Origin of the sequence: Collinsella sp. CLA-AP-H1, assembly GCF_040092945.1 — a bacterium.
GTDB lineage: Bacteria > Actinomycetota > Coriobacteriia > Coriobacteriales > Coriobacteriaceae > Collinsella.
In genome coordinates this window covers 1-19,258 of record NZ_JBBNKO010000023.1, presented here as the reverse complement: position 1 = coordinate 19,258, position 19,258 = coordinate 1, and the positions used below count along the sequence as shown (strand labels likewise).

General features: G+C 61.0%; 11 protein-coding genes. 2 read left to right on the top strand and 9 right to left on the bottom strand.

Annotated elements, in window-relative coordinates; all coding sequences use genetic code 11:
- Positions 1 to 189: 189 nt before the first annotated feature.
- The 3 genes from AAAV44_RS09535 to AAAV44_RS09525 all read right to left on the bottom strand — a co-directional run bounded on the left by AAAV44_RS09535 (position 190) and on the right by AAAV44_RS09525 (position 3,516).
- On the bottom strand, positions 190 to 384 hold the full coding sequence (locus AAAV44_RS09535) for a hypothetical protein (protein ID WP_006235656.1): 195 nt from the start codon (positions 382 to 384) through the stop codon (positions 190 to 192).
- A gap of 69 nt (positions 385 to 453) precedes the next feature.
- Positions 454 to 2,481 (bottom strand): KUP/HAK/KT family potassium transporter, encoded by a 2,028-nt coding sequence (locus AAAV44_RS09530; protein WP_035138754.1) that lies wholly within the window; start codon positions 2,479 to 2,481, stop codon positions 454 to 456.
- A gap of 159 nt (positions 2,482 to 2,640) precedes the next feature.
- A complete protein-coding gene (locus AAAV44_RS09525; RefSeq protein ID WP_349115437.1) occupies positions 2,641 to 3,516 on the bottom strand; it encodes a nitroreductase family protein in 876 nt (291 codons plus the stop codon).
- Between the two features lie 214 nt (positions 3,517 to 3,730).
- Here AAAV44_RS09525 and AAAV44_RS09520 point away from each other — a divergent pair, with 214 nt between their 5' ends.
- On the top strand, positions 3,731 to 6,031 hold the full coding sequence (locus tag AAAV44_RS09520) for an LTA synthase family protein (RefSeq protein ID WP_349115436.1): 2,301 nt from the start codon (positions 3,731 to 3,733) through the stop codon (positions 6,029 to 6,031).
- Positions 6,032 to 6,709: 678 nt separating this feature from the next.
- Here the strand turns inward: AAAV44_RS09520 and AAAV44_RS09515 are convergent.
- The 6 genes from AAAV44_RS09515 to AAAV44_RS09490 form a co-directional block, all read right to left on the bottom strand.
- Entirely contained in the window at positions 6,710 to 7,738 is a 1,029-nt protein-coding gene (locus AAAV44_RS09515) for a fibronectin type III domain-containing protein (protein ID WP_349115438.1), read from the bottom strand.
- The gene (locus AAAV44_RS09510; RefSeq protein ID WP_349115435.1) at positions 7,717 to 10,797 is read right to left on the bottom strand and encodes a hypothetical protein; all 3,081 of its coding nucleotides are present in this window, start codon (positions 10,795 to 10,797) and stop codon (positions 7,717 to 7,719) included. Before AAAV44_RS09510 ends, AAAV44_RS09515 begins: the two co-directional genes overlap by 22 nt.
- A gap of 372 nt (positions 10,798 to 11,169) precedes the next feature.
- The gene (locus AAAV44_RS09505; protein WP_349115434.1) at positions 11,170 to 12,495 is read right to left on the bottom strand and encodes an IS256 family transposase; all 1,326 of its coding nucleotides are present in this window, start codon (positions 12,493 to 12,495) and stop codon (positions 11,170 to 11,172) included.
- 587 nt (positions 12,496 to 13,082) lie between these two features.
- A complete protein-coding gene (bilS, locus tag AAAV44_RS09500; RefSeq protein ID WP_349115433.1) occupies positions 13,083 to 13,634 on the bottom strand; it encodes a flavodoxin family protein BilS in 552 nt (183 codons plus the stop codon).
- 216 nt (positions 13,635 to 13,850) lie between these two features.
- Positions 13,851 to 15,710, bottom strand: coding sequence for an ABC transporter ATP-binding protein (locus tag AAAV44_RS09495; RefSeq protein WP_349115432.1), 1,860 nt, complete (start codon positions 15,708 to 15,710; stop codon positions 13,851 to 13,853).
- A complete protein-coding gene (locus AAAV44_RS09490) occupies positions 15,711 to 17,555 on the bottom strand; it encodes an ABC transporter ATP-binding protein (RefSeq protein ID WP_349115431.1) in 1,845 nt (614 codons plus the stop codon).
- A gap of 212 nt (positions 17,556 to 17,767) precedes the next feature.
- Between AAAV44_RS09490 and AAAV44_RS09485 the strand changes: the two genes are divergently transcribed.
- Entirely contained in the window at positions 17,768 to 18,781 is a 1,014-nt protein-coding gene (locus AAAV44_RS09485; protein ID WP_349115430.1) for an LPXTG cell wall anchor domain-containing protein, read from the top strand.
- Positions 18,782 to 19,258 lie beyond the last annotated feature (477 nt).

Here is a 19,258-nt window from a genome sequence, read left to right as displayed (position 1 = left end):
GCCCATTGGAACGCGCGGCGCAGGCAGGTAAGATTGAAGGGCCTGACGCCGGAGGAGTTCCGGAACCAGGCCCTTGCGGCGTAGTCGCTATTTATTCAGTCCAAGTTTCGGGGCGCAGTTCACAGGCACCTTTGTGGTGGTTTCCCCTTGTGGTGGTTCCAAGTGTAAAGCCTTTGCAACCTGCGGACGTTAGACAAACAGCACGTGCGCGAGCAGTGCGCACACGCACGCCGCGACAAGCACCGTCACCACGATCGAAATCACGCGGTCGGCCATGTCCATGTTGGCCCGATTCGTAAAGAACCGATCTTCGGCAGCATCGGCGCGTACCTCACGCACCAGCTCGGTCGCAAGATCGCAACCGTCAAGCACCTTTGCATCCATGGTTTCCTCCCAAGACTCAATCCCCGTCAACACAAGCCCGCCCGTTCGCAGACAAACCTCGAGCGTCGACTACGGCCGCTCGTTGGGAGCCAGGCGCTGCATCTTGTTCACGGCCTTGAACTTGGTGAACAGCGGCACGTACTCAAAGCTCACGTTGGAGTTCTCCAGGCCGTACCAACGCGCGGGCGTGCCGGCGGCGCGGCGAATGATGTACTTGAGCGTGATGGCCGTACGCTCGCTCGGCTCCACATCGCTTTCAGGCGCCAGAAGCTTACGAATCAGGACGAACTTGAACGTGCCGATGTTACCCGGATCCTTGTAGACCGAGTAGTCATGCGTCTGCGGCGGCAGCTCGCCGGTGGCAGCCAGGTCCTGAACAACCTGACGCAGGTAGGCATTGACGCGCTGGTTGATCTTGTAGCCCAGGTACAGATGCACACGGAACACGTAGTCGGTGCCGAACGTCTCGACCGAATAGGCAAAGGTATGCGGTTCGTCCATGGTCTCGACATTCACAAACCACCAGGCGCGGGCACGCTTGGGATGCTTGTCCAAGATCGAATAGACGATATCGCGGTCGATGTAGTCGGTATGGGTGTCCTTGGTCAGGTACACGACGTTGTCACTCATGCGCTCGTAACGGTCGTCGTCGCGCAGGCGCTTGAGCTGCGGCAGGTAGCTGCGCAGCGGCAGCAGCGTAAACTGGCGCTGCTCAACAGCCGTGCCGTTGTACCAGCACACCATGATGCCCATGATGAGTGCAGCCATGAGGATGGTGAAGTAGCCGCCGTGGAAGAACTTGGTGAGCGAGCTCACGAAGAAGAAGCCTTCGAGCAAAAGGAAGAAGGCTGCGAAGATCCACGGAGCAACCTTGAGCTTGCGCTCCTCGTGCAGGTAGAAGAAGAGCAGCAGCGTGGTGCACATCATTGTCAGCGTAATGGCAAGGCCGTAGGCGGCTTCCATATGCGCCGAGTTCTGGAACAGCAGTACCACGATGACGCAGCCGACAAGCATGACGTTGTTGACCATGGGGATGTAGAGCTGGCCCTTGGTCTCGGCAGGGTAGAAGACCTGCATGTGCGGCATGAGATCCAGACGGCTGGCCTCGGACACCAGCGAGAATGCGCCGGTGATGAGCGCCTGCGAGGCAATGATGGCCGCGACGGTGGAAAGGCCGACGGCAAACGGGCGCAGGCCCGGGGCGAGCATCTGGTAGAACGGGTTGAGGTCGGCAATGCCCATGAGCTCGGGGTTGGCAGCGTTGTTCATAAGCCAAGCGCCCTGGCCCATATAGGAAAGCAGCAGGCAGCACTTAACGAACGGCCAGGTAGCGTAGATGTTGCCGCGGCCGACGTGGCCCATGTCGGAGTAGAGCGCCTCGGCACCGGTGGTGGCGAGGAAGCAGCTGCCCAGAATCATGATGCCCGCGTGGTTGTTGGGGCTCAGCAAAAAGGCGATGCCGCGCACCGGGTTGAGGCACAGCAGCACGGCGGGGTGCTGGAAGACAAAGAACAGACCTGTGCCGCCCAGGAACAGGAACCACAGCGTCATGATGGGGCCAAAGGCGTGACCGATCTTGGCCGTACCGATACGTTGCACCAAGAAGAGCACGATGATGATGGCGAGCGTAATGGCGACGACGCGGCCCTGGTCATCGCCCAGCACGGCATGGACCGCCGGGATGGTGCGCAGGCCCTCGATGGCCGTGGTAACGGTAACGGCCGGCGTCAGGATGCCGTCGGCGAGCAGCGCGGCGCCACCCAGCATGGCGGGGATGATAAGCCACTTGCCACAGCGCTTGACCAGGCTGTACAGGGCAAAGATGCCGCCCTCACCATGGTTATCGGCGCGCAGCGAGATGAGCACATACTTGATGGTGGTCAGCAGCGTGACCGTCCACACGACAAGGGAGAGCGCGCCGAGCACGAACTCCTCCGTCACGCTTCCGATGCCGCCGTTGCCGGCAACGAGCGCCTTGGTTACATACATAGGGCTGGTGCCGATATCGCCGTACACCACACCCAGCGTGACGAGCATCGCCGAGATGCTCACAGGAATCGCAGCGTGCGAGGCTGCCTCCTTGGCCTTTTGTTCCATAAGCCGGTTTCCTCCCAACTTTAATGTTCGAAGGGATTATAGGTAATCGACCTGCGCTTGCACGGCACCGTTTTCCCAGCTAGATAAACATTTATACGGCCTTTAGGCCACTACGGCGATATGGAATGCGACAAAGGGACTGTCCCTTTGCCTCATCTGTCATTTTCCGAGCCAGTTTTTGAACCACCACTCCATGGAGCGGCTCATCTCGGCCATAAAGAGACTAGTGTGTTTGCGGGTGTAGATATCCACCACGCGCTCGCCCACCTCGCGGGCATGCGGACGGAACATCGCGTCCATCTCGGCCACCTGCGCGTCCATGGTCGCGGCATCGGCGCGGCAGTAGCGCTCCTCGTGCACCAGGTTCACCACGGGATGCGCAATGGCCGGACGCTCCTTACGGGGCGTGCCGATGATGAGCATCGACAGCGGCATGGTATAGGGCGGCAAGTCCAGCAGCTCGGCAACTTCCTCGGCATTCTCGACGATATCGCCGATGTAGCAGCTCCCCAGCCCCAGGGCCTCGGCGGCAACCACGGCGTTTTGCGCAGCGATCACGGCGTCCTGGGCCGCGATGGCAAAGTCGCCCAAACCCGGCGCGCGGCGGGGCGCCTTGCCCGTACGCTCGACAAACTCGGGCTCAAAGCAGTCCACGTGCTCAAACAGATCGATCCACTTGGCATAATCGACCACAAATATTAGTGCCCAGGGCGCCTTGGCGATCATGGGCTGGTGATCGCACAGGTCGGCGAGGCGGTCCAGCGTAGCCTGCTCGCGAATGCTTACGATGGAATACATCATCATGGCGCCTGCCGACGGCGCACGGCTCGCCGCATGCAGAATCGCCGCCCGCTGCTCGTCGGTCACCGCCACGGGACGATCGTCGTCATCACGCGCGAAGGCACGCGTGGAGGAACGGTGCTCCAACGTGTCCAGCACCGCATTGCCCGTGGTCTCGACCGGATAACCGTTCGCATCCACGCCCGCAGCTCCGTCGCAGCACTCGGCACCCGTCATACAAACCTGATCGCCCATAGCTCTATCCTCGCCAATTCTTTAAGAAGCCTTTACGTTTCCGTGTAATTCCCGTCCATTATCGCGCAGGTCACCACTACATTGCGCCACACCGCCGCACATGCGCGTTAATATGGCTGGTTGTTGTGCGCAGCCCGCAAATGCAGCGCATATTTAGGTAACAATCGGGTAAACCCCCGCTTTCGTAGGTTTTAAGTTTGTGAGGAGTCTCAGCATGTTCGCTGCCGCCATCTCGCTCGTCGGTCTTGCGGCGACCGTCTACCTTGTTTTGCGCGAAGCCAAGGCCATTCGCGCTCAGTCGGGCACCGTTGCCAAGGGCGCCTTCGCCTGGAGCGTCGCCTTCGGCCTGTTCCAGCTCTTTTTGACCGTCTGGGGCGCTATTGGCCTTGTCGCGCAAAACGAGCCGCTCGCCTTTGTGATGCTCATCCTGACCAACGCCATCCTCACCGGCTGCGCTTGGGCCAGCATCGCCCGCGACCGCATCGCCCCGCGCGTCTTTGCGTTCGCCGGGCCCAACGCCCCCGCCCCCACCGGCAAGCTCGCCCGCCTGCGCGGCGCCTTTGTGGGCAAACCGCTCGTCGCCGCCGTCCTGTGCCTGCTGCTCGCCGGCGTCTTTGCGCTGCTGGGCATGGAGGTCTCGTCCAACCACGACTTTACCTGGGTCTACCCCCTGTGCATCCTGCTCGAATGGGCCATCATCACCACGCTCATGGTCGGCCTGTTCTTCCTGTTCCAGCGCCACGGCGCAGCCCCCGCGGTCTTGGCCTTTGCCCTCTTTGTCCTGGGCATTGCCGAGTTCTTCGTCATCACGTTTAAATCCATGCCCATCCAGCCGGGCGACCTTTCGGCCATCTCCACCGCCGCCGCGGTCGCCGGCACCGGCTACACCTTCTCCATCTCGCTGTTCTGCGTGCTGTCCATGGGCTTTACCGCCATCGCCATGCTGCTATGCGAGTACGCCGGCCTGGTGGCACCGCACCGTCAGAAGGGCGCCGCCAACGCCAAGCGCATGCTGCTCACCAACCTGCTCGTCGCCGTGCTGTGCCTGGGCGGCGTGACCGCGCACGTCACGCTCATCGACTACTACAACACCCTCGGCATCACCGTCTACACCTGGCGCCCGCTCGAGAGCTACTGGCGCGAGGGCTACCTGCCCGCTTTCATTAGCGCGGCGCAGTCCATCAAGCCGCCAAAACCCGCCGACTACTCCGTCGACGACGCCAAGGCCACGCTCAAAAAGTACGCCAAGGCCTACGACAAGTCCGACGCGGCCAAGAGCGACGAGCGCGCCGCCGCAAAGGAACAGTTCGATAGCGAGAAGCCCACGGTCATCGCCATCATGAACGAGACCTTCTCGGATCTTTCGATCTACCAGAACATGCGCGCCGGCTACGAAGGCCCGCAGTACTTTAAGAGCCTGTCCAACTGCCTCAGCCGCGGCAAGCTCTACGTGAGCGCCTACGGCGGCGGCACGGCCAATACCGAGTTTGAGTTTATGACCGGCAACTCCATGGCCAACCTGGGCTCGGGCGTGTACCCCTACACCATCTACAACATGGAAACGACCGGGAACCTGGCAGAGCAGTTCAAATCGCTCGGCTATTCCACCACGGCCATGCACCCCAACCACGCGACCAACTGGAACCGCGAGAACGTCTACAAGGACTTTGGCTTTGACCAGTTCCTGTCCATCAACGACTTCCAGGGCGCCGATACCCTGCGCGGCATGGTGACCGACCAGGCGACCTACGACAAGATTCTTGAGCTGCTCGACCAGAACGCCGATCCTCAGTTTATCTTCGACGTGACCATGCAGAACCACTCGGGCTACGACACGGGCCTGCTTCCGGTCGACAAGCAGATGCATCTGAACATCGACACGACCGACCTGGACACCAAGACCGTCGAGGACGGCACGCTCTCCGATGTCGACGAGTATGTCTCGTGCATCGAGCAGTCCGACCAGGCGCTTCGCTACTTCCTAAACGCCCTGAGCAAGCTCGACCGTAAGGTGGTCGTGGTGTTCTGGGGCGACCACCAGCCGTTCTTCCCGTCCAAGTTCAACGATAAGTGGTTTACCGGCGAGGACGACGCCACGCATCAGGAGCGCCTGTGGCAGACCGATTACATCATCTGGGCCAACTACGACGTTGCCGGCTGCGACCAGACAAGCGAGGTCGACGACCTGTCCACCAACTACCTGTCCACGCAGCTGATGCAGCTGATCGGCGCACCGCTGACCGACTATCAGAAGGCGCACATGACGCTGCGCGAGTCGCTGCCCGCTATCAACTCCGTGGGCTACGAGGACGCCAGCCTGCGCTGGGCGCTCTCCTCCAACGTCACCGGTGACGACGCCGCTGCCGCTGCCGCAACCAAGGCGCGCGAGGATTACGCCAAGATGCAGTACTACGAGATGTTCCGCGACGGCAAGAACGTGTACACCGAGCACTTCCAGACCGAGGCCAACGAAACCGACCCCAACCTGGCGCCGGGAACAACCAAGATCAAGTAGCGGGTCACTCATAACTGAAACGTCTGTCCGGGCGGAGGCATATAAGGTTCCCTGCTCGGACAGTCCTGCGCAAGACGGAGGCCACATTAAGTGGCCTCCTTTGCGTGCGGAACTCGCGATGAACCTTATATGCCTCCGCCCGGACAGACGCCCTGATGTTGGGGCGTGGCTTGTCTTGGGTGTATCGCCGAACATATATAAGTTGAAGGCCACGTTATGTGGCCTTCTTTGTTTGCGGAAAGTGTGTCCCGGAATTCTTGTCTGGAATGGGATGCAGTTTCCGCTTGGGACCCGATTGGGAAAGTGTGTCCCACTATTCAGCTGGATTCCGGGATGTATTTTCCGGTTGAGGTTCGTTGGGAAAGTGCGTCCCACTTTGGGGGCTGATTCTGGGACATGGTTTCCGGTTGGCTCTCATTGGGAAAGTTCATCCCATTTCTCGGCCTAATTATGGGACGCAGTTTCCCGTTGAGGACCCTTTGGGAAAGTGCGTCCCGGTCTGGGCGCTCAAACTGGGATGGATTTTCCGGATGATGGCTTGACGGAAAATGTGTCCCGTTCCGGGCGCTAATTGTGGGATGCAGTTTCCGCTTGCGGAGTCTCCACTCAACAGAAAACCCGGGTGGCCTGTTTTTTGGCTACCCGGGTTTTTGGGTTGTCGATAAGTTCGACTGGCTACTAGTGGGTCTTGCGGCGCTTGATCAGCATGATGAGGGCTATCACTACGAGCGTTGCTCCCGCTGCTGCTGCGGTGGCGACTAGGGCGAATGTTTGGTCGCCGGTGTTTGCGAGGTTCTTCGCTGTGGTCGTAGTCTTGACCTTGGTGTCGGTCTTAGCTCCGTTGTCGGACTTGGGCTTGTCCGGGTTCGTCGGGGTCTCAGGAGTCTCGAGGTCCTTTGAGCCTTCGGAATCGGTTGGGCCGGCGGTGTTTACCAGCGTATGGTCCAGGAACTTCTTGGCGCCCGCACTTGCCTGTGAGAACAGGCGGCGCGTGCGGATCGGGGTGGCGTTCACCGTTGTGGGCGCCGTCTCCTCGGCCTCGATATTCACGAGCGTCGTGCCGGTGTCGAGGCCCACGTCGTTGTATCCCACGTGGCAGTAATACTGCGCACCGTCATCGTCTGCGGTCAGGTCAATCTCGAGCTTTGAGGCCGTTCCAGCCGCGAGGTTGCCATCGGCACCCACGAGCTTAAACTCTGTCTCGCCGCGGCCCTTGCGGTACCACATATAGGTCGGTGCCAGCCCTGTTTCGCTATCGTCGGCACCGAGTTGCTTCACATGGCCAATCGCCGAGAGCGTCAGGTGGCTTCCCGCCGCGCGCTCAACCGAAGAGTCGTATCCAAGATCCGACCCCTCCGCAGCATCCGCCGCAGGTCCGCTCACGGTCATCGTCATGCCATCGGGCATGGTCTTGACCGTGATGATTGCCGAGCGAATACCTGTTTCGGTCGTAGATCCATTCTTAACGGCGGCGATGGCAAATCGATACTCCGTATTGGGCTGCAGCCCATCCCACTTGAGCGAGGCCTGCGTGTTGTCGGCAATCTTCCAGCTATTGACGACCGCATCCGCCGCATTGCTCTGCAGCATGCCCACGCCGTAGCTAAAGCCACTCTTGTTTGCGAGTACATCGTCCCAGCTAAACGTAACGCTGGTCGAATCGACGGCGTTTGCCGTAAAGCCCGTCACGGCCGGCGCGTCGGGCATCTCGACGTCCTTAACGTCATAGCCCACGATCCAGAACTGGTCGGTGTCCTTGGTGCCAAGCTTGTCGCCCGAGTCTGCCTCGAACTTGTCGACATCCACCGCGTTGACGCCCAGACGCCACACAAAACCGTACTTGCCCTGCGCGGCCTCGGGCAGGTTGTCGACGGTGCCGCCGTATTCGGTCGATTCACTCGAGGAGTTACCCGTAGTAAAGCCGGCGTTGGCACCAAAGCACAGGCCGCCAAACAACTGTGCTTTGCGAGCTTCGCGCCCATGACAACGCTGCCGTTCAGCGTCAAGCCGAGCTCGAGCTCCTGCTCCTTGCCCTCCTCGACTTCGATGGTCTGCTCAATGCTCGCCCCCGACTGCGCGGCGGCGCCGTTAAACCCATCGTGCGTGTAGGCGCGCGTTACGCCAGGCTTGCCCAGGCCAAAGGAATCCCCAACGGGAGTCTCGCCGTTGAGCGTCGTTTGATAGGTTCCGGGTTCTCCCGACCGGTTGGTCAAAAAGTAGCTGAGCGGCGTCATATTGTGCTGTTTGGCAATGCGGTCATAGGCCTCGACATTAACGACCGAGGTCTGCGCGCCGAGCGACACGGGCGCCGCCATCACGCCCTTGCCACCAGTTTCCTCATTTTCGATCTCATACTCGTAATAGACCATCGGAATCGTGTAGAGCACGGCCTTGTCACCCTCGCCGGCATGCGACTCATAGCTTACGCTTGCGCTGACCGTGCGCTCGCTCCGGTAGTCATAGCATCCCTCGGCGGCAAAATCGACTGAAGCATTCATCGCGACCAGGGGCGGACCGGTCTGCACCTCGACGGCAACGCCCAACTCGGCGCCAATGGTATAGCCCTGGGATGTCCCCGTGCCCTTTTCCTCTCCGTATGACGTGCCGCCCAACACCAGATAGCCGTATGCCTGTTCCAGATCCTCAACATAGGGCGCATCCTGCAGCACGGCAAGCACGCGCGGGTTGGTATAGACCTTGTAGCGGTCCTTGTACGTGATCTTGACGCTGTCGTTGTCGACATCGGGCAGCGCGAGCGAGATAAATGTGCCGTAGGTAGTGCCGCGACGGTTGCTCTCGCTAATCACCTGCTCCTCGCCGCGGCGCACCTTTCCGTTCTCGTCGAGCGAAAAATGCGAGGCGGTCATCCAATAGTAGTCATCGTTCTTGCGCAGGTCCTCGTCGCGGTGCTTGCCCACCACGGCGATAAAGCTCTCGTTATAGCGGTCCGAACCCGAGACGCCGCCCGCCTTGACGTCGCTGATCCACACCTGCTCTATACCCTTGTGGTCATGCTTGTTGCTGCTGTTGTATTGCTGACCGCTCATGCTCATGGTTCCGACCATGGACCCCAAGCCCTGAGCCCCGCTCTGTGCCGTGTTGCAGGCAAAGTCGCGGAACACATCGCCGCCCACGAGCACCTCGTCGACCGCCAGCTGCTCGGACAGGCCGTCAAGGTTGGCAGTGGCAAGGGCAATAGGCGCCAAGGTGCACGGATAGCGCTTATCCTGAGCGCTATCCTTCCATGCGCTGTTGGGCACATGCATCAGCCCATAGGAGGCGAGGAGCCCGTCTCTGTATTCCTTGCAATCGGAAAGCTTGAACTCGCCAGACTCCGAGTCAAAATACGCGTAGCGGTACAGCGCGCCGTACAGCCCCTTGCTGCCGTCAGAAGCGCCGTAATCAAAAGCGCTGCGTTGCCAGTCATAGCCCGCAAGAATAAGGCCCGTGACGGTTTCACCCGTCTTCTTTCCTTCTTCATCGTAGGCGGCAAACGTGCCGAACGTCGCATTCGCAGCGACCATGGTCTTGCCGTTCGCGGAGAGGGAGATTGCGCCCGCGTCGCCCAGAGCATCGACATGGACGAGCGCACCCTTGGATGCATCCCACGAAAACAGCTCGCAATGCGTCGACTTATCAATATTCTTCTTGCCGTAGGGTGCCGAGACCACGATGGCGAGGTCATCGCAAAAATCGCGATCGAGGTCGCCGGCCGCTAGCGAAACGACAGGAGCTGACTGAAGCTGCGTCCAGGAGTCGTTCCCGCCCTTGTTATGCGTGGTGTAGTCCGCGGCGTTACCGGCATCGATCTTGACGACGCTTTGCTTCCAGTTGCCGCCCTCCAAGTCATACATGTCGACTACAGCCTTGCGCACGCCGTTCTCGTCGACATAGCAGCCCGCGTAGACAAAAAGCTCGTCGACGCCGTCGCCATCGACATCGCCCGCCTCGACATCAAAGACGGCGTCGTGCTCTTGCAGGTAACCGGCATCCAGGTACTTAAAACGGCCTTCGTACATCATATTAGTGTTGACCGTCACCGGCAGGTGTGTGTCGAGAGTGCGCGTACGCCCGTTGCTAAACGAGTAGAGGACCAGCTCAACCTTTCCGGCGTATGACTTGCCGTCAATCGTCGTGGAGGAACTGTCGCCGTAGGCACGGAGCTCGGCAACGCGGCTCTTTTTGCCCGTGCTGGCGTCGCTGCAGAACTCAACACTCGTGGCGTGAATGCCCGAGAAACCGTTGTTGTCGTTGGCGAGTACTGTTGAGGACTCATTGTTGCTTAGGTACGACCAGGTGCCGCCACCGTAGTCGCTATGCTTGTAGAGATCGCTGTTCGTATCGAAGTTGTTGACGTTTTGCCAGAACTTTGCGGCGCCCCACACACTTCCATAGCCATCGGTGAGTTTGCTGCTGCCGCCAATGTCACCGCGCTCGACGTTCTCGAGCTTGTCGCGCAGAGTGTAGCGATTGCCATGGCTACCGTTAGCTGCCATATAGACCTCGCTGCGCGTGGCAAACGTCGTGGGAGTATCAGTGGAATAGGGGCCAACGGTATCGGCCGGAATGTCCTCGCTCGTGCCCAGACCCAGGGCTTGATAATCCTGCTCGGTCATATCGGTGATTGCGGGCGCGTCTGCCGCCTGGGCAACCTGGGGCGTGGCCGTGAAGCAGGCGACGCTCGTGGCGATCAACGCAGCAAGCGCCGCCGTCCCAACAAGCGGGATTTTCGACAGCCTACGGATACGGGGGTGTGGAACGTACATGAGGGACCTCGCTTTATTCGAGTGGAGTGGACTCATTTTTGCAAATGATACATCCGATGCCCGATATCACGTGTCTCATTTTCGCCAACGGCGTGTCTCATTTTTGAGAATCCGAGATGCCGCGGAAATCTTATCCCAGCTCAAAGGCCATTTCTGGGATGTATTTTCCGTCGAGTGCCTCATCGGGAAACTGCATCCCATTTCAAGCGTCGATTCTGGGACGCATTTTCCCCTTAGACCCTCAACCGGAAACCGCATCCCACTTTGAGCGCAAATTCCGGGATGCATTTTCCGCTTGAGCCTCATTGGGGATCGCGCGAATTTTTGTGGTGTAAGAGGGGGGGGCCGCGTCAGCGCCCCCTGCGCCTAAGGCTATTCCGCAACGCCGTGGCGGTCAAGGACCTCCCTTATGACCTCGTGCGCGGCCAGCCTGACCGCCTCGAGCCTCTCGCCCTCGAGCGGTTCCGGGGCCGGGGCCGGGGCGGACGCGCGGGCGGCCGACTCGGGCGCGGCGACCCGGTGGGCGGCCCACCTGCCCTCCTCTCCGGCGAGCACCGCGCACACGAGCCGCATCATGGACGCCTCGGAGGGGAACGACTGCACCGAGCGGTACCTCCTCTTGATCTCGCGGTTCGCGCGCTCCTGCACGTTGTTCGTCCTGATCTTCTGCCAGTGCTCGCGGGGGAAGGACATGAAGGCGAGCGCGTCCTCCCTCGCGCCCTCGAAGACGTCGCCGGCCGCGCGGGAGAGGGCGCGCACCCTGGGCGCCGCCAGGTCCCACGCCGCGCGGGCGACGTCGGCGTCGGCCTGCCCCGCGCACGCCCGGACCAGGTCGGCGGCGAGCGCCTGGCCGGCGAGGTTGTGGACGTGGCCCCTGATGTCGCGCTGGAGGTGCGTCAGGCACCGCTGCCAGGAGCAGCCCGGCAGGACCCTGGAGACGGCGGCGACGAGCCCCGCGTGGGCGTCGGACACCGCGAGCCTCACGCCGCGCAGGCCCCTGTCCCTGAGGGAGCCGAGGAACTCGGACCAGGCGGCCTCGCTCTCGCTGTCGAAGCAGGCGCAGCCGAGGAACTCCTTGTGCCCGGAGGACGACATGCCGATCGCCGTGACGAGCGCGACGCTCGCGTAGCGCCCGCCGGTCCTGCACTTCATGTAGGTCGCGTCGAGCCACACGTAGGGGTGCTCGCCCTCGATCGGCCGGGTCCTGAACGCCTCGGCCTCCTCGTCCAGCCCGGCGCACAGCGCCGACACCTCGGAGCTGGACAGCGACGAGACGCCGAGCTCCTCGGCGACGAGCCCGACCTTGCGGGTGCTCACGCCAGCGACGTACATCTCGCGCACGAGCGCGACCATGGACGCCTCGACGCGCGTGTAGCGCTCGAGTATGCCCTCGGGGAAGTAGGTCCCCTCGCGCAGCTTGGGGACCCGCAGCTCGAGGTCGCCGAGGGAGGTCGACAGGGACCTCTCGCGGTAGCCGTTCCTGCTGTTGACGCGCTCGGGCGACCTGGAGCCGCGGGGCGCGCCGCAGGCCTCCTGCGCCTGGGAGTCCATCAGGGCGTTGACCACGGACTGGATCACCTCCCTGCCGAACTCCCTCAGGTCGTCGCACCGCGAGAACAGCGCGAGCAGGGCCTCGGTCTGGGGCCGGTCGAGGCCGAGCCCCCGGTCCGGCTGGGATAGAATGTCGCTGTGGGCCATCGTCTTTCCTTTCGTCGAATATCTAGGCACTGACGATTCTAGGCGATGGCCCTCCCTTGCTTCTTACACCACGACTGTGCGCGCTACCTCATTGGGAAACGGCGTCCCACTTTGAGGGCTGATTGTGGGATGCATTTTCCGGTTTTGCTCTCATTGGGAAAATGCATCCCGTTTCTTGACCGAATAATGGGACGCAATTTCCCGTTGGAGCGCCTTTGGGAAAGTGTGTCCCACTTCGACCGCCCAGAGTGGGATGCACTTTCCGCAAAGCACCTCAACGGGAAACTACGTCCCATTCCAAAGGCAAATTCCGGGACGCATTTTTCGAAAGCCTGCCCATCCGGAAAGCCCGTCCCACTTTGGACGCATCCGGGCACGGAACCATCGACCTATCAGGCCTCCCATCAATAAAGAGGCGTCCTCCCGGACGGCGGGGCACGAAGTTCATCGCGAGTTCCGCACGCAAAGAAGGCCACTTAATGTGGCCTTCGTCTTGCGCAGGACTGTAGAGCAGGGAACTTCGTGCCCCGACGCCCGGGAGGACGTTTCATTTAGAAAGATGGACCGACCGCCGTCAGCGATGGGAGCTACTCCCCCAGCACGGCCTTCTTGGCGGCTGCAGCCATGTTATCCAGATCTTCCTTGGTGGGATGGTCCTTCGCGGCAACCCAGTTGTCGAGCAGCATCTTATAGCGAGCGTTTTCGGGATCTTGCTCGAGCATGGCCTCGTAGCGCTGCTTGACCGCGGGGCCCATCTTGCCCTGACACATCGCCCAGCCCGCAAGCTCGGCATCGTTGGCCAAATTGGAGGTCACGCGGTCGATAATCTGCTGGTAATAGCTCTGGTCGGCGCCAAAACCGCAGGTGCCAAACAAGAAGACGCGCTTGCCGTGCAAGGCGGAGAGCAACGCCGCGACCGAAGGCGTGCACGCACCTTTGTCGCACCAAAAACCGACGAGCACCGTGTCGGCCGCGCAGGCGCCCTGCGCCTCGAGCGCAACCTGATCTGCATCCGCATCGTCGCTCAATGCCGCGGCATGGACAAACTCAACGCCCGCAGCCTGCAGAGCGCGCTTGATCGCGCCCGAAACCATCCTGGTATTACCGCTCTTGCTGTTGACCACCAAAGAGCACGTCATAGTCACGTTGCCTCGTTTCCCCCAAAACTAAAGCCACTAATGCAATTTATTAGATGAATATCTTAGTACTAACGTGACAGATGTACAGAGCCACCCGGTAGTCTTTTTGGGACGGGGCTTTTTTAGCTACCTCAAGCCCCAAAGCACCCCATGGCCATTCGGCTGGATAGGGGTAGCTAAAAAAGCCCCGTCCCAAAAAGACTACTTTGCGCCACGTTACTGGGCGAATTGGCTGCGGTAGAGTTCGGCGTAGAAGCCGCCTGCCGCCAGCAGCTCGTCGTGCGTGCCGCGCTCGATAATCTCGCCGTCGCGCATCACCAGAATGCAGTCGGCGTTGCGGATGGTGCTCAGGCGGTGCGCCACGACAAAGCTTGTGCGGCCAGCCATAAGCTCGTCGAATGCCGCCTGAACCTGCAGCTCGGTGCGGGTATCGATGCTCGAGGTCGCCTCGTCCAGCAGCAGAATCGCCGGGTCGGTGAGCATGACACGCGCGATGCACAGCAGCTGTTTTTGACCCTGGCTAAACGTGCCGCCGTCCTCGCCGATCACTGTATCGTAGCCGCCTGGCAGCTGCACGATAAACTTGTGCGCGTGCGCGCGCTTGGCCGCCTCGACAACCTGTTCGCGCGTGGCTCCCGGGCAACCGTAAGCGATGTTTTCCGCCACCGTGCCCTCGAACAGCCACGTATCCTGCAGCACCATGCCAAAGGCGCGGCGCAGGCTTGCGCGCGTGTAGTCACGCGAAGACCGGCCATCGACCGCAATGCGACCGGCATCGATATCGTAAAACCGCAGCAGCAAGTTGATGAGCGTTGTCTTGCCGCAGCCCGTGGGGCCAACAAGGGCAAAGCGCATGCCGGGCTTGGCCTCGATGCAGATGTCCTGCAGCAGCTTGCGGTCGGTCACATAGCTAAAGTCCACGTGTTCAAAAGTCACCTCGCCCTGCGGGGCGGCAAGCTCTACAGCGTCCGACGCGTCGGGCTCCTGCTCGCGCGCATCGAGCAGCGCAAACATGCGGCGCGCCGAGGCGTACGCGGTCTGGATCTGCGTAATGACGTTGGTGACCTCGTTGAACGGCTTGGTGTACTGGTTGGCGTAGGACAGGAAGATCTGCACGCCGCCCACCGTAAGCGCCGCGGGCACGCCCGTGATCACGCCCACGCAGCCGATCACAGCGACCACGGCATAGATGATGTTATTGATAAAACGCGTACCGGGGTTGGAGAGCGAACCCATAAACTGCGCGCGCTCGCCCGCGGTGTAGAGCTCGGCATTGAGGGCATCGAAGCGCTGCTGGGCGTTCGGGCCATAGGCAAAGGCGTCGACAAGCTTTTGCTCGCCTACGTACTCCTCGATATGACCACCGAGCTGCCCTTGAATACGCTGCTGTGCCGTAAAGCTTTTGTTGGAGAGCTTGGCAATAGCACCGGCTGCAAAAATGGAAAGCGGCGTGACGAGCACCACCACGAGCGTCATGGTCAGGTTAATGGAAAGCATAAACGCGAGCGTGCCCACGATGGTGATAACACCGGTGAAGAGCTGCGTGAAGCCCTGTAGCAGACCGTCGCCCACCTGGTCGACGTCGTTGACCACGCGACTCATAAGGTCGCCGTGAGCGTGGCTGTCGATAAAGCTGAGCGGCATACGACTGAGCTTGTCGCTCGCCTCCACGCGCATGTCGCGCACCGTTTCGTAGGACAGGCGGTTGACGCAATAGCCCTGCAGCCACTGAAAGGCCGCTGCTCCCACCACGACGAGCGCGAGTTTGGTAACGAGCGGCAGCAGCGCATCGAAGTCAACCTGCCCGGCGGCGACGATAAGGTCGATGCCCTCGCCGATGAGGATGGGCGTGTAGAGCTGCAGAATCACGGAGATGGCGGCGCTCACAAACGACGCAACAAACGAAATGCGATGCGGACGAACGTAGCCCAGCAGGCGGCGGGTCACCGCACCCACGGGATAGCGCTCGGGATCGCCGGGCTGGCGCGGACCGTCGCCCAGGTCGTTGAGGTTATCGTTGCCGGACACGTTGGCCGTCATCGTGGCGACCGAACCGGAGGAAGTGTACGGATTCATTTAGCATCCCTCCTTTGCGCAGACGGATGCGGGGGCGGTCGGAGCGGACGCGGGCGTCGTGCTCCCCTGCTGGCCCTCGAGCTCCTCGCGGCGCAGCTGCGACTGGCAAATCTCGCGATAGAGCTGGCAGGTCGCGTACAGCTCGTCATGCGTGCCCAGGCCCGCAACCGAGCCGTGGTCGAGTACGCAGATCATGTCGGCATCGCGAACGGTCGAGACACGTTGGCTCACGATGACGGTCGTGAGCGGCAGCCCGCCCTCGGCGGCACCGCGCACGCTGCGCTCGCGAATGGCATGACGAAGCGCCGCGTCAGTCTTAAAGTCGAGCGCCGAGGCAGAATCGTCCATGATCAATATCTGAGGCGAGCCCACCAGGGCGCGCGCGATGGTCAGGCGCTGGCGTTGGCCACCGCTGAAGTTCTTACCGCCCGCCTCGACCGGGGCATCGAGCCCCTGCGGCTTGTTGCGCACGAACTCGCTCGCCTGCGCCATGTCGAGCGCCGCCCAGAGATCCTCGTCGGTCGCAGCCTCGTCGCGCCAGGTCAGGTTGCTGCGGATGGTGCCGCTCACCAGCGACGCGCGCTGTGGAACGGTCGCGACCACACGGCGCAGCTGGTCGAGCGGCCAGGTGCGCACGTCGGCGCCCATCACGCTCACGCGGCCGGTGCTCGCATCGTACAGGCGCGGGATAAGCGAGACGAGTGTGGACTTGCCGCTACCCGTGCCGCCGATAATGCCGAGCGTCTTGCCCAGCGGCAGCTCCAGGGTCACATCGTTGACGGCGTTGGCAGCGCCGGCGCCAAAAGAGAAGCTCGCATGGCTCAAGCTCAGCGCAGGAACCGGAGCGGCATTGCCCGGCTTGGGCAGCGCAACCGACTGATTGCCCTCGTCGGTGATGCTCGGCACGCAATTGAGCACCTCGTTGATACGCGACGCACTGGCGCTCGCCTTGGTAAAGACCACGACCAGGTTGGCGACGTACACGATGGAGGTCAGGGTCTGCGTCATGTAGTTCACAAACGCCATGACCTGGCCCTGCGTAAGCTCGCCCACGTTGACCTGGATGCCGCCCACCCACAGGATGGCGCACACGCCCAGGTTCATCACCAAAAACGTGACGGGGTTAAGGATCGACGAGAGCTTGCCCACCGCGATGGCAGTATTGGCCTGGTCATCGGCAGCTTGGGCAAAGCACTCGCGCTCGTGGTCCTCACGCACAAAGGCGCGGACCACGCGGGCGCCCGAAAGGCCCTCGCGGCAGATAAGCGCAATGCGGTCGAGCTTTGCCTGCAGCTGCCTGTAGTACGGGATACAGCGCGCCATGACAAACCAAAACACCAGGCCGATAGCGGGCGTGCAAATCAAGAAGATCATGCCGAGCTTAAGGTCGATGGCAAGGGCCGCGCACATAGAGCCCACCGCCAAGAAGGGCCAGCGGATGAGCATGCGTACGCCCAGCGCCACAGCGAGCTGCACCTGGTTGACGTCGTTGGTGATGCGGGTGATAAGCGACGGCGTGCCAAAGCGGTCGAGTTCGGCATAGCTCAACTTGTTGATGTGCTGGTAGAGCGCACCGCGGATATCGGTGCCCATGCCCTGCGAGGTGAGCGCCGCCATCTTTTGGCAGACGAGCGTAAACGAGATGCCGATCACAGCCATGGCGGCAAGCAGCATACCGTAGTGGATAACGGCGTTCACGTCGTGCGCCCCAATGCCCTTATCGATCATCTGGGCAATCACCAGCGGCGTCAGCAGGTCAAAGATCACTTCGATTAGCTTGCACGCAGGGCCGATCACCATATATCGGCGAAACTTACCACCAAAACGCCTGAGCAGCTCAATCATGTATAGGCGCTCCCTATCATCATCCACATTCAATTCGAACCATGATAGTACCGCCACCCCAAAAGAAGCGTAAACAACTCGTCATTTCTAACGGGATTCAGTTTTCAGGGGGGGGTATACGCGCACACCCAGCCAGTGTCGGGTCAACTAGCATGGTATATTTACATTAGTGCTACCAAGTTAGTCGCCGACCCTTGAAATGAGGTGCCGAGATGAACGACATTCTCGCAAGAAGAGCAAGACGAGCAACTGTGGGCATCGCCCTTTCCGCGGCACTTGTCGCGGGAATCGCCCCCGTAACGGCGATCGCGGCAGAAACCAGCGCCCCCACCGGTGCAGTTGCCTTGCAGACGGAAGACGCGGCCGCCGCAAAAGAAAAAGCGTATGCAGCCATGCAGGAAGCGCTCAAAAACCTCGAGGCCGCAAAAGACGCCGCAAGTCCCGAGAAAATTGCGGAAATCGATGATGACATTGCCGCATTTCAAGAACTCTACGACATGGTGGTGGCGGAAGCCGCCAAACGGAGGGAACCCCTTCCCGCCATGCAAGCGAACGTCGATGCAGCCCAAGCCAAATACGATGAGGCCCACAACCGGACAAGCGGCCTTCAGGCAGAATTAGATAAGGCACTTGAAGCACTCGGCGGCGAGGAGCCCAGCACAGCTATTAAGGAGCATATTAAGCAGTTGCGCATGGAGATCATGACGGCAGAAAGGCGAGAAGAATCTTGTGAAGATGATCTTCACCGCTACCAACGCCGGCTCGAAAGCCAGGAAAAACAGGTTCAGTATTTCGAAAGTGAGGCAAAGGAAGCTAAAGCCCACATCGACGAGGACATAGCCAAGCGAAATGCGCTCCTCGGCGATTTGGAAAAGGCGCAAGCGGCCTATGACGACGCCTGCAAGGCATACGAAGAGGCAAAGGCCGCGGCAGACAAGGCCACCTCGCCCGAGATAACGAAACCGACCGAGACGACGCCTCCCTCCGGCTCAACGCAACCCGCCGAGGCGACACCGCCCGTTGCCTCACCTGCAACCGGCAAAGACGCCCTACCAAGCTCCACCAAGCAGGCGAACTCGAGCAGCGGCAAGCAAGCAAATACGACCGCCGGCAAGCTCGCGAACACGGGCGACACAGCACCGAGCGCAATAGCACTCGCAGGAATCGCCGCCGTGGGACTCGGAATAACCGCCACAGCCACACGCCGCATCAAGAACTCAAAATAGCCGCCAAAGCATACTACCTTCGCCAATCCACAAACCCAGAGACAAAAAGAGGCCCGTTTCCCCAACCTAGGGAAACGAGCCTCTTTAACTGCAAAAATTCAAGCAACAGCACCGCCGCCTCTTGAACCACGTAGCCATCAATGCCCAGACAACGCCAACGAGCAGCATTCCTTAAGGGATAGATTAAATTAGATAAACGCGCCTTTACGGGTGATTTTTGGACGACGGGGCCCGGCCGGCGGCGAGGTGTTTGGTAGTCGAGCGATCCCGCAGGCGCAGCCGAGGACCAGCGAGACACCAAACACCTCGCCGCCTCCTGGACCGCGTAGCCATCGATGTTTTGGCAAAGCCAGACACTATGACCCAATCCGAAGGCACGGAAACGACAGGAGCCCCCGCTCGTGACCGCGGGTCGGGGCTGCGACAATGTTGTTGAAGTGCCAGAGGCGCAGCCGCGCCGCAACGAGGTTGGGAGGC

Excerpts from the sequence above, each read along its gene's own strand:
- AAAV44_RS09535 (WP_006235656.1), bottom strand. The coding sequence starts at position 384 with ATGGATGCAAAGGTGCTTGACGGTTGCGATCTTGCGACCGAGCTGGTG.
- AAAV44_RS09530 (WP_035138754.1), bottom strand. The coding sequence starts at position 2,481 with ATGGAACAAAAGGCCAAGGAGGCAGCCTCGCACGCTGCGATTCCTGTG.
- AAAV44_RS09525 (WP_349115437.1), bottom strand. The coding sequence starts at position 3,516 with ATGGGCGATCAGGTTTGTATGACGGGTGCCGAGTGCTGCGACGGAGCT.
- AAAV44_RS09520 (WP_349115436.1), top strand. The coding sequence starts at position 3,731 with ATGTTCGCTGCCGCCATCTCGCTCGTCGGTCTTGCGGCGACCGTCTAC.
- AAAV44_RS09515 (WP_349115438.1), bottom strand. The coding sequence starts at position 7,738 with ATGCCCGACGCGCCGGCCGTGACGGGCTTTACGGCAAACGCCGTCGAT.
- AAAV44_RS09510 (WP_349115435.1), bottom strand. The coding sequence starts at position 10,797 with ATGTACGTTCCACACCCCCGTATCCGTAGGCTGTCGAAAATCCCGCTT.
- AAAV44_RS09505 (WP_349115434.1), bottom strand. The coding sequence starts at position 12,495 with ATGGCCCACAGCGACATTCTATCCCAGCCGGACCGGGGGCTCGGCCTC.
- bilS (WP_349115433.1), bottom strand. The coding sequence starts at position 13,634 with ATGACGTGCTCTTTGGTGGTCAACAGCAAGAGCGGTAATACCAGGATG.
- AAAV44_RS09495 (WP_349115432.1), bottom strand. The coding sequence starts at position 15,710 with ATGAATCCGTACACTTCCTCCGGTTCGGTCGCCACGATGACGGCCAAC.
- AAAV44_RS09490 (WP_349115431.1), bottom strand. The coding sequence starts at position 17,555 with ATGATTGAGCTGCTCAGGCGTTTTGGTGGTAAGTTTCGCCGATATATG.
- AAAV44_RS09485 (WP_349115430.1), top strand. The coding sequence starts at position 17,768 with ATGAACGACATTCTCGCAAGAAGAGCAAGACGAGCAACTGTGGGCATC.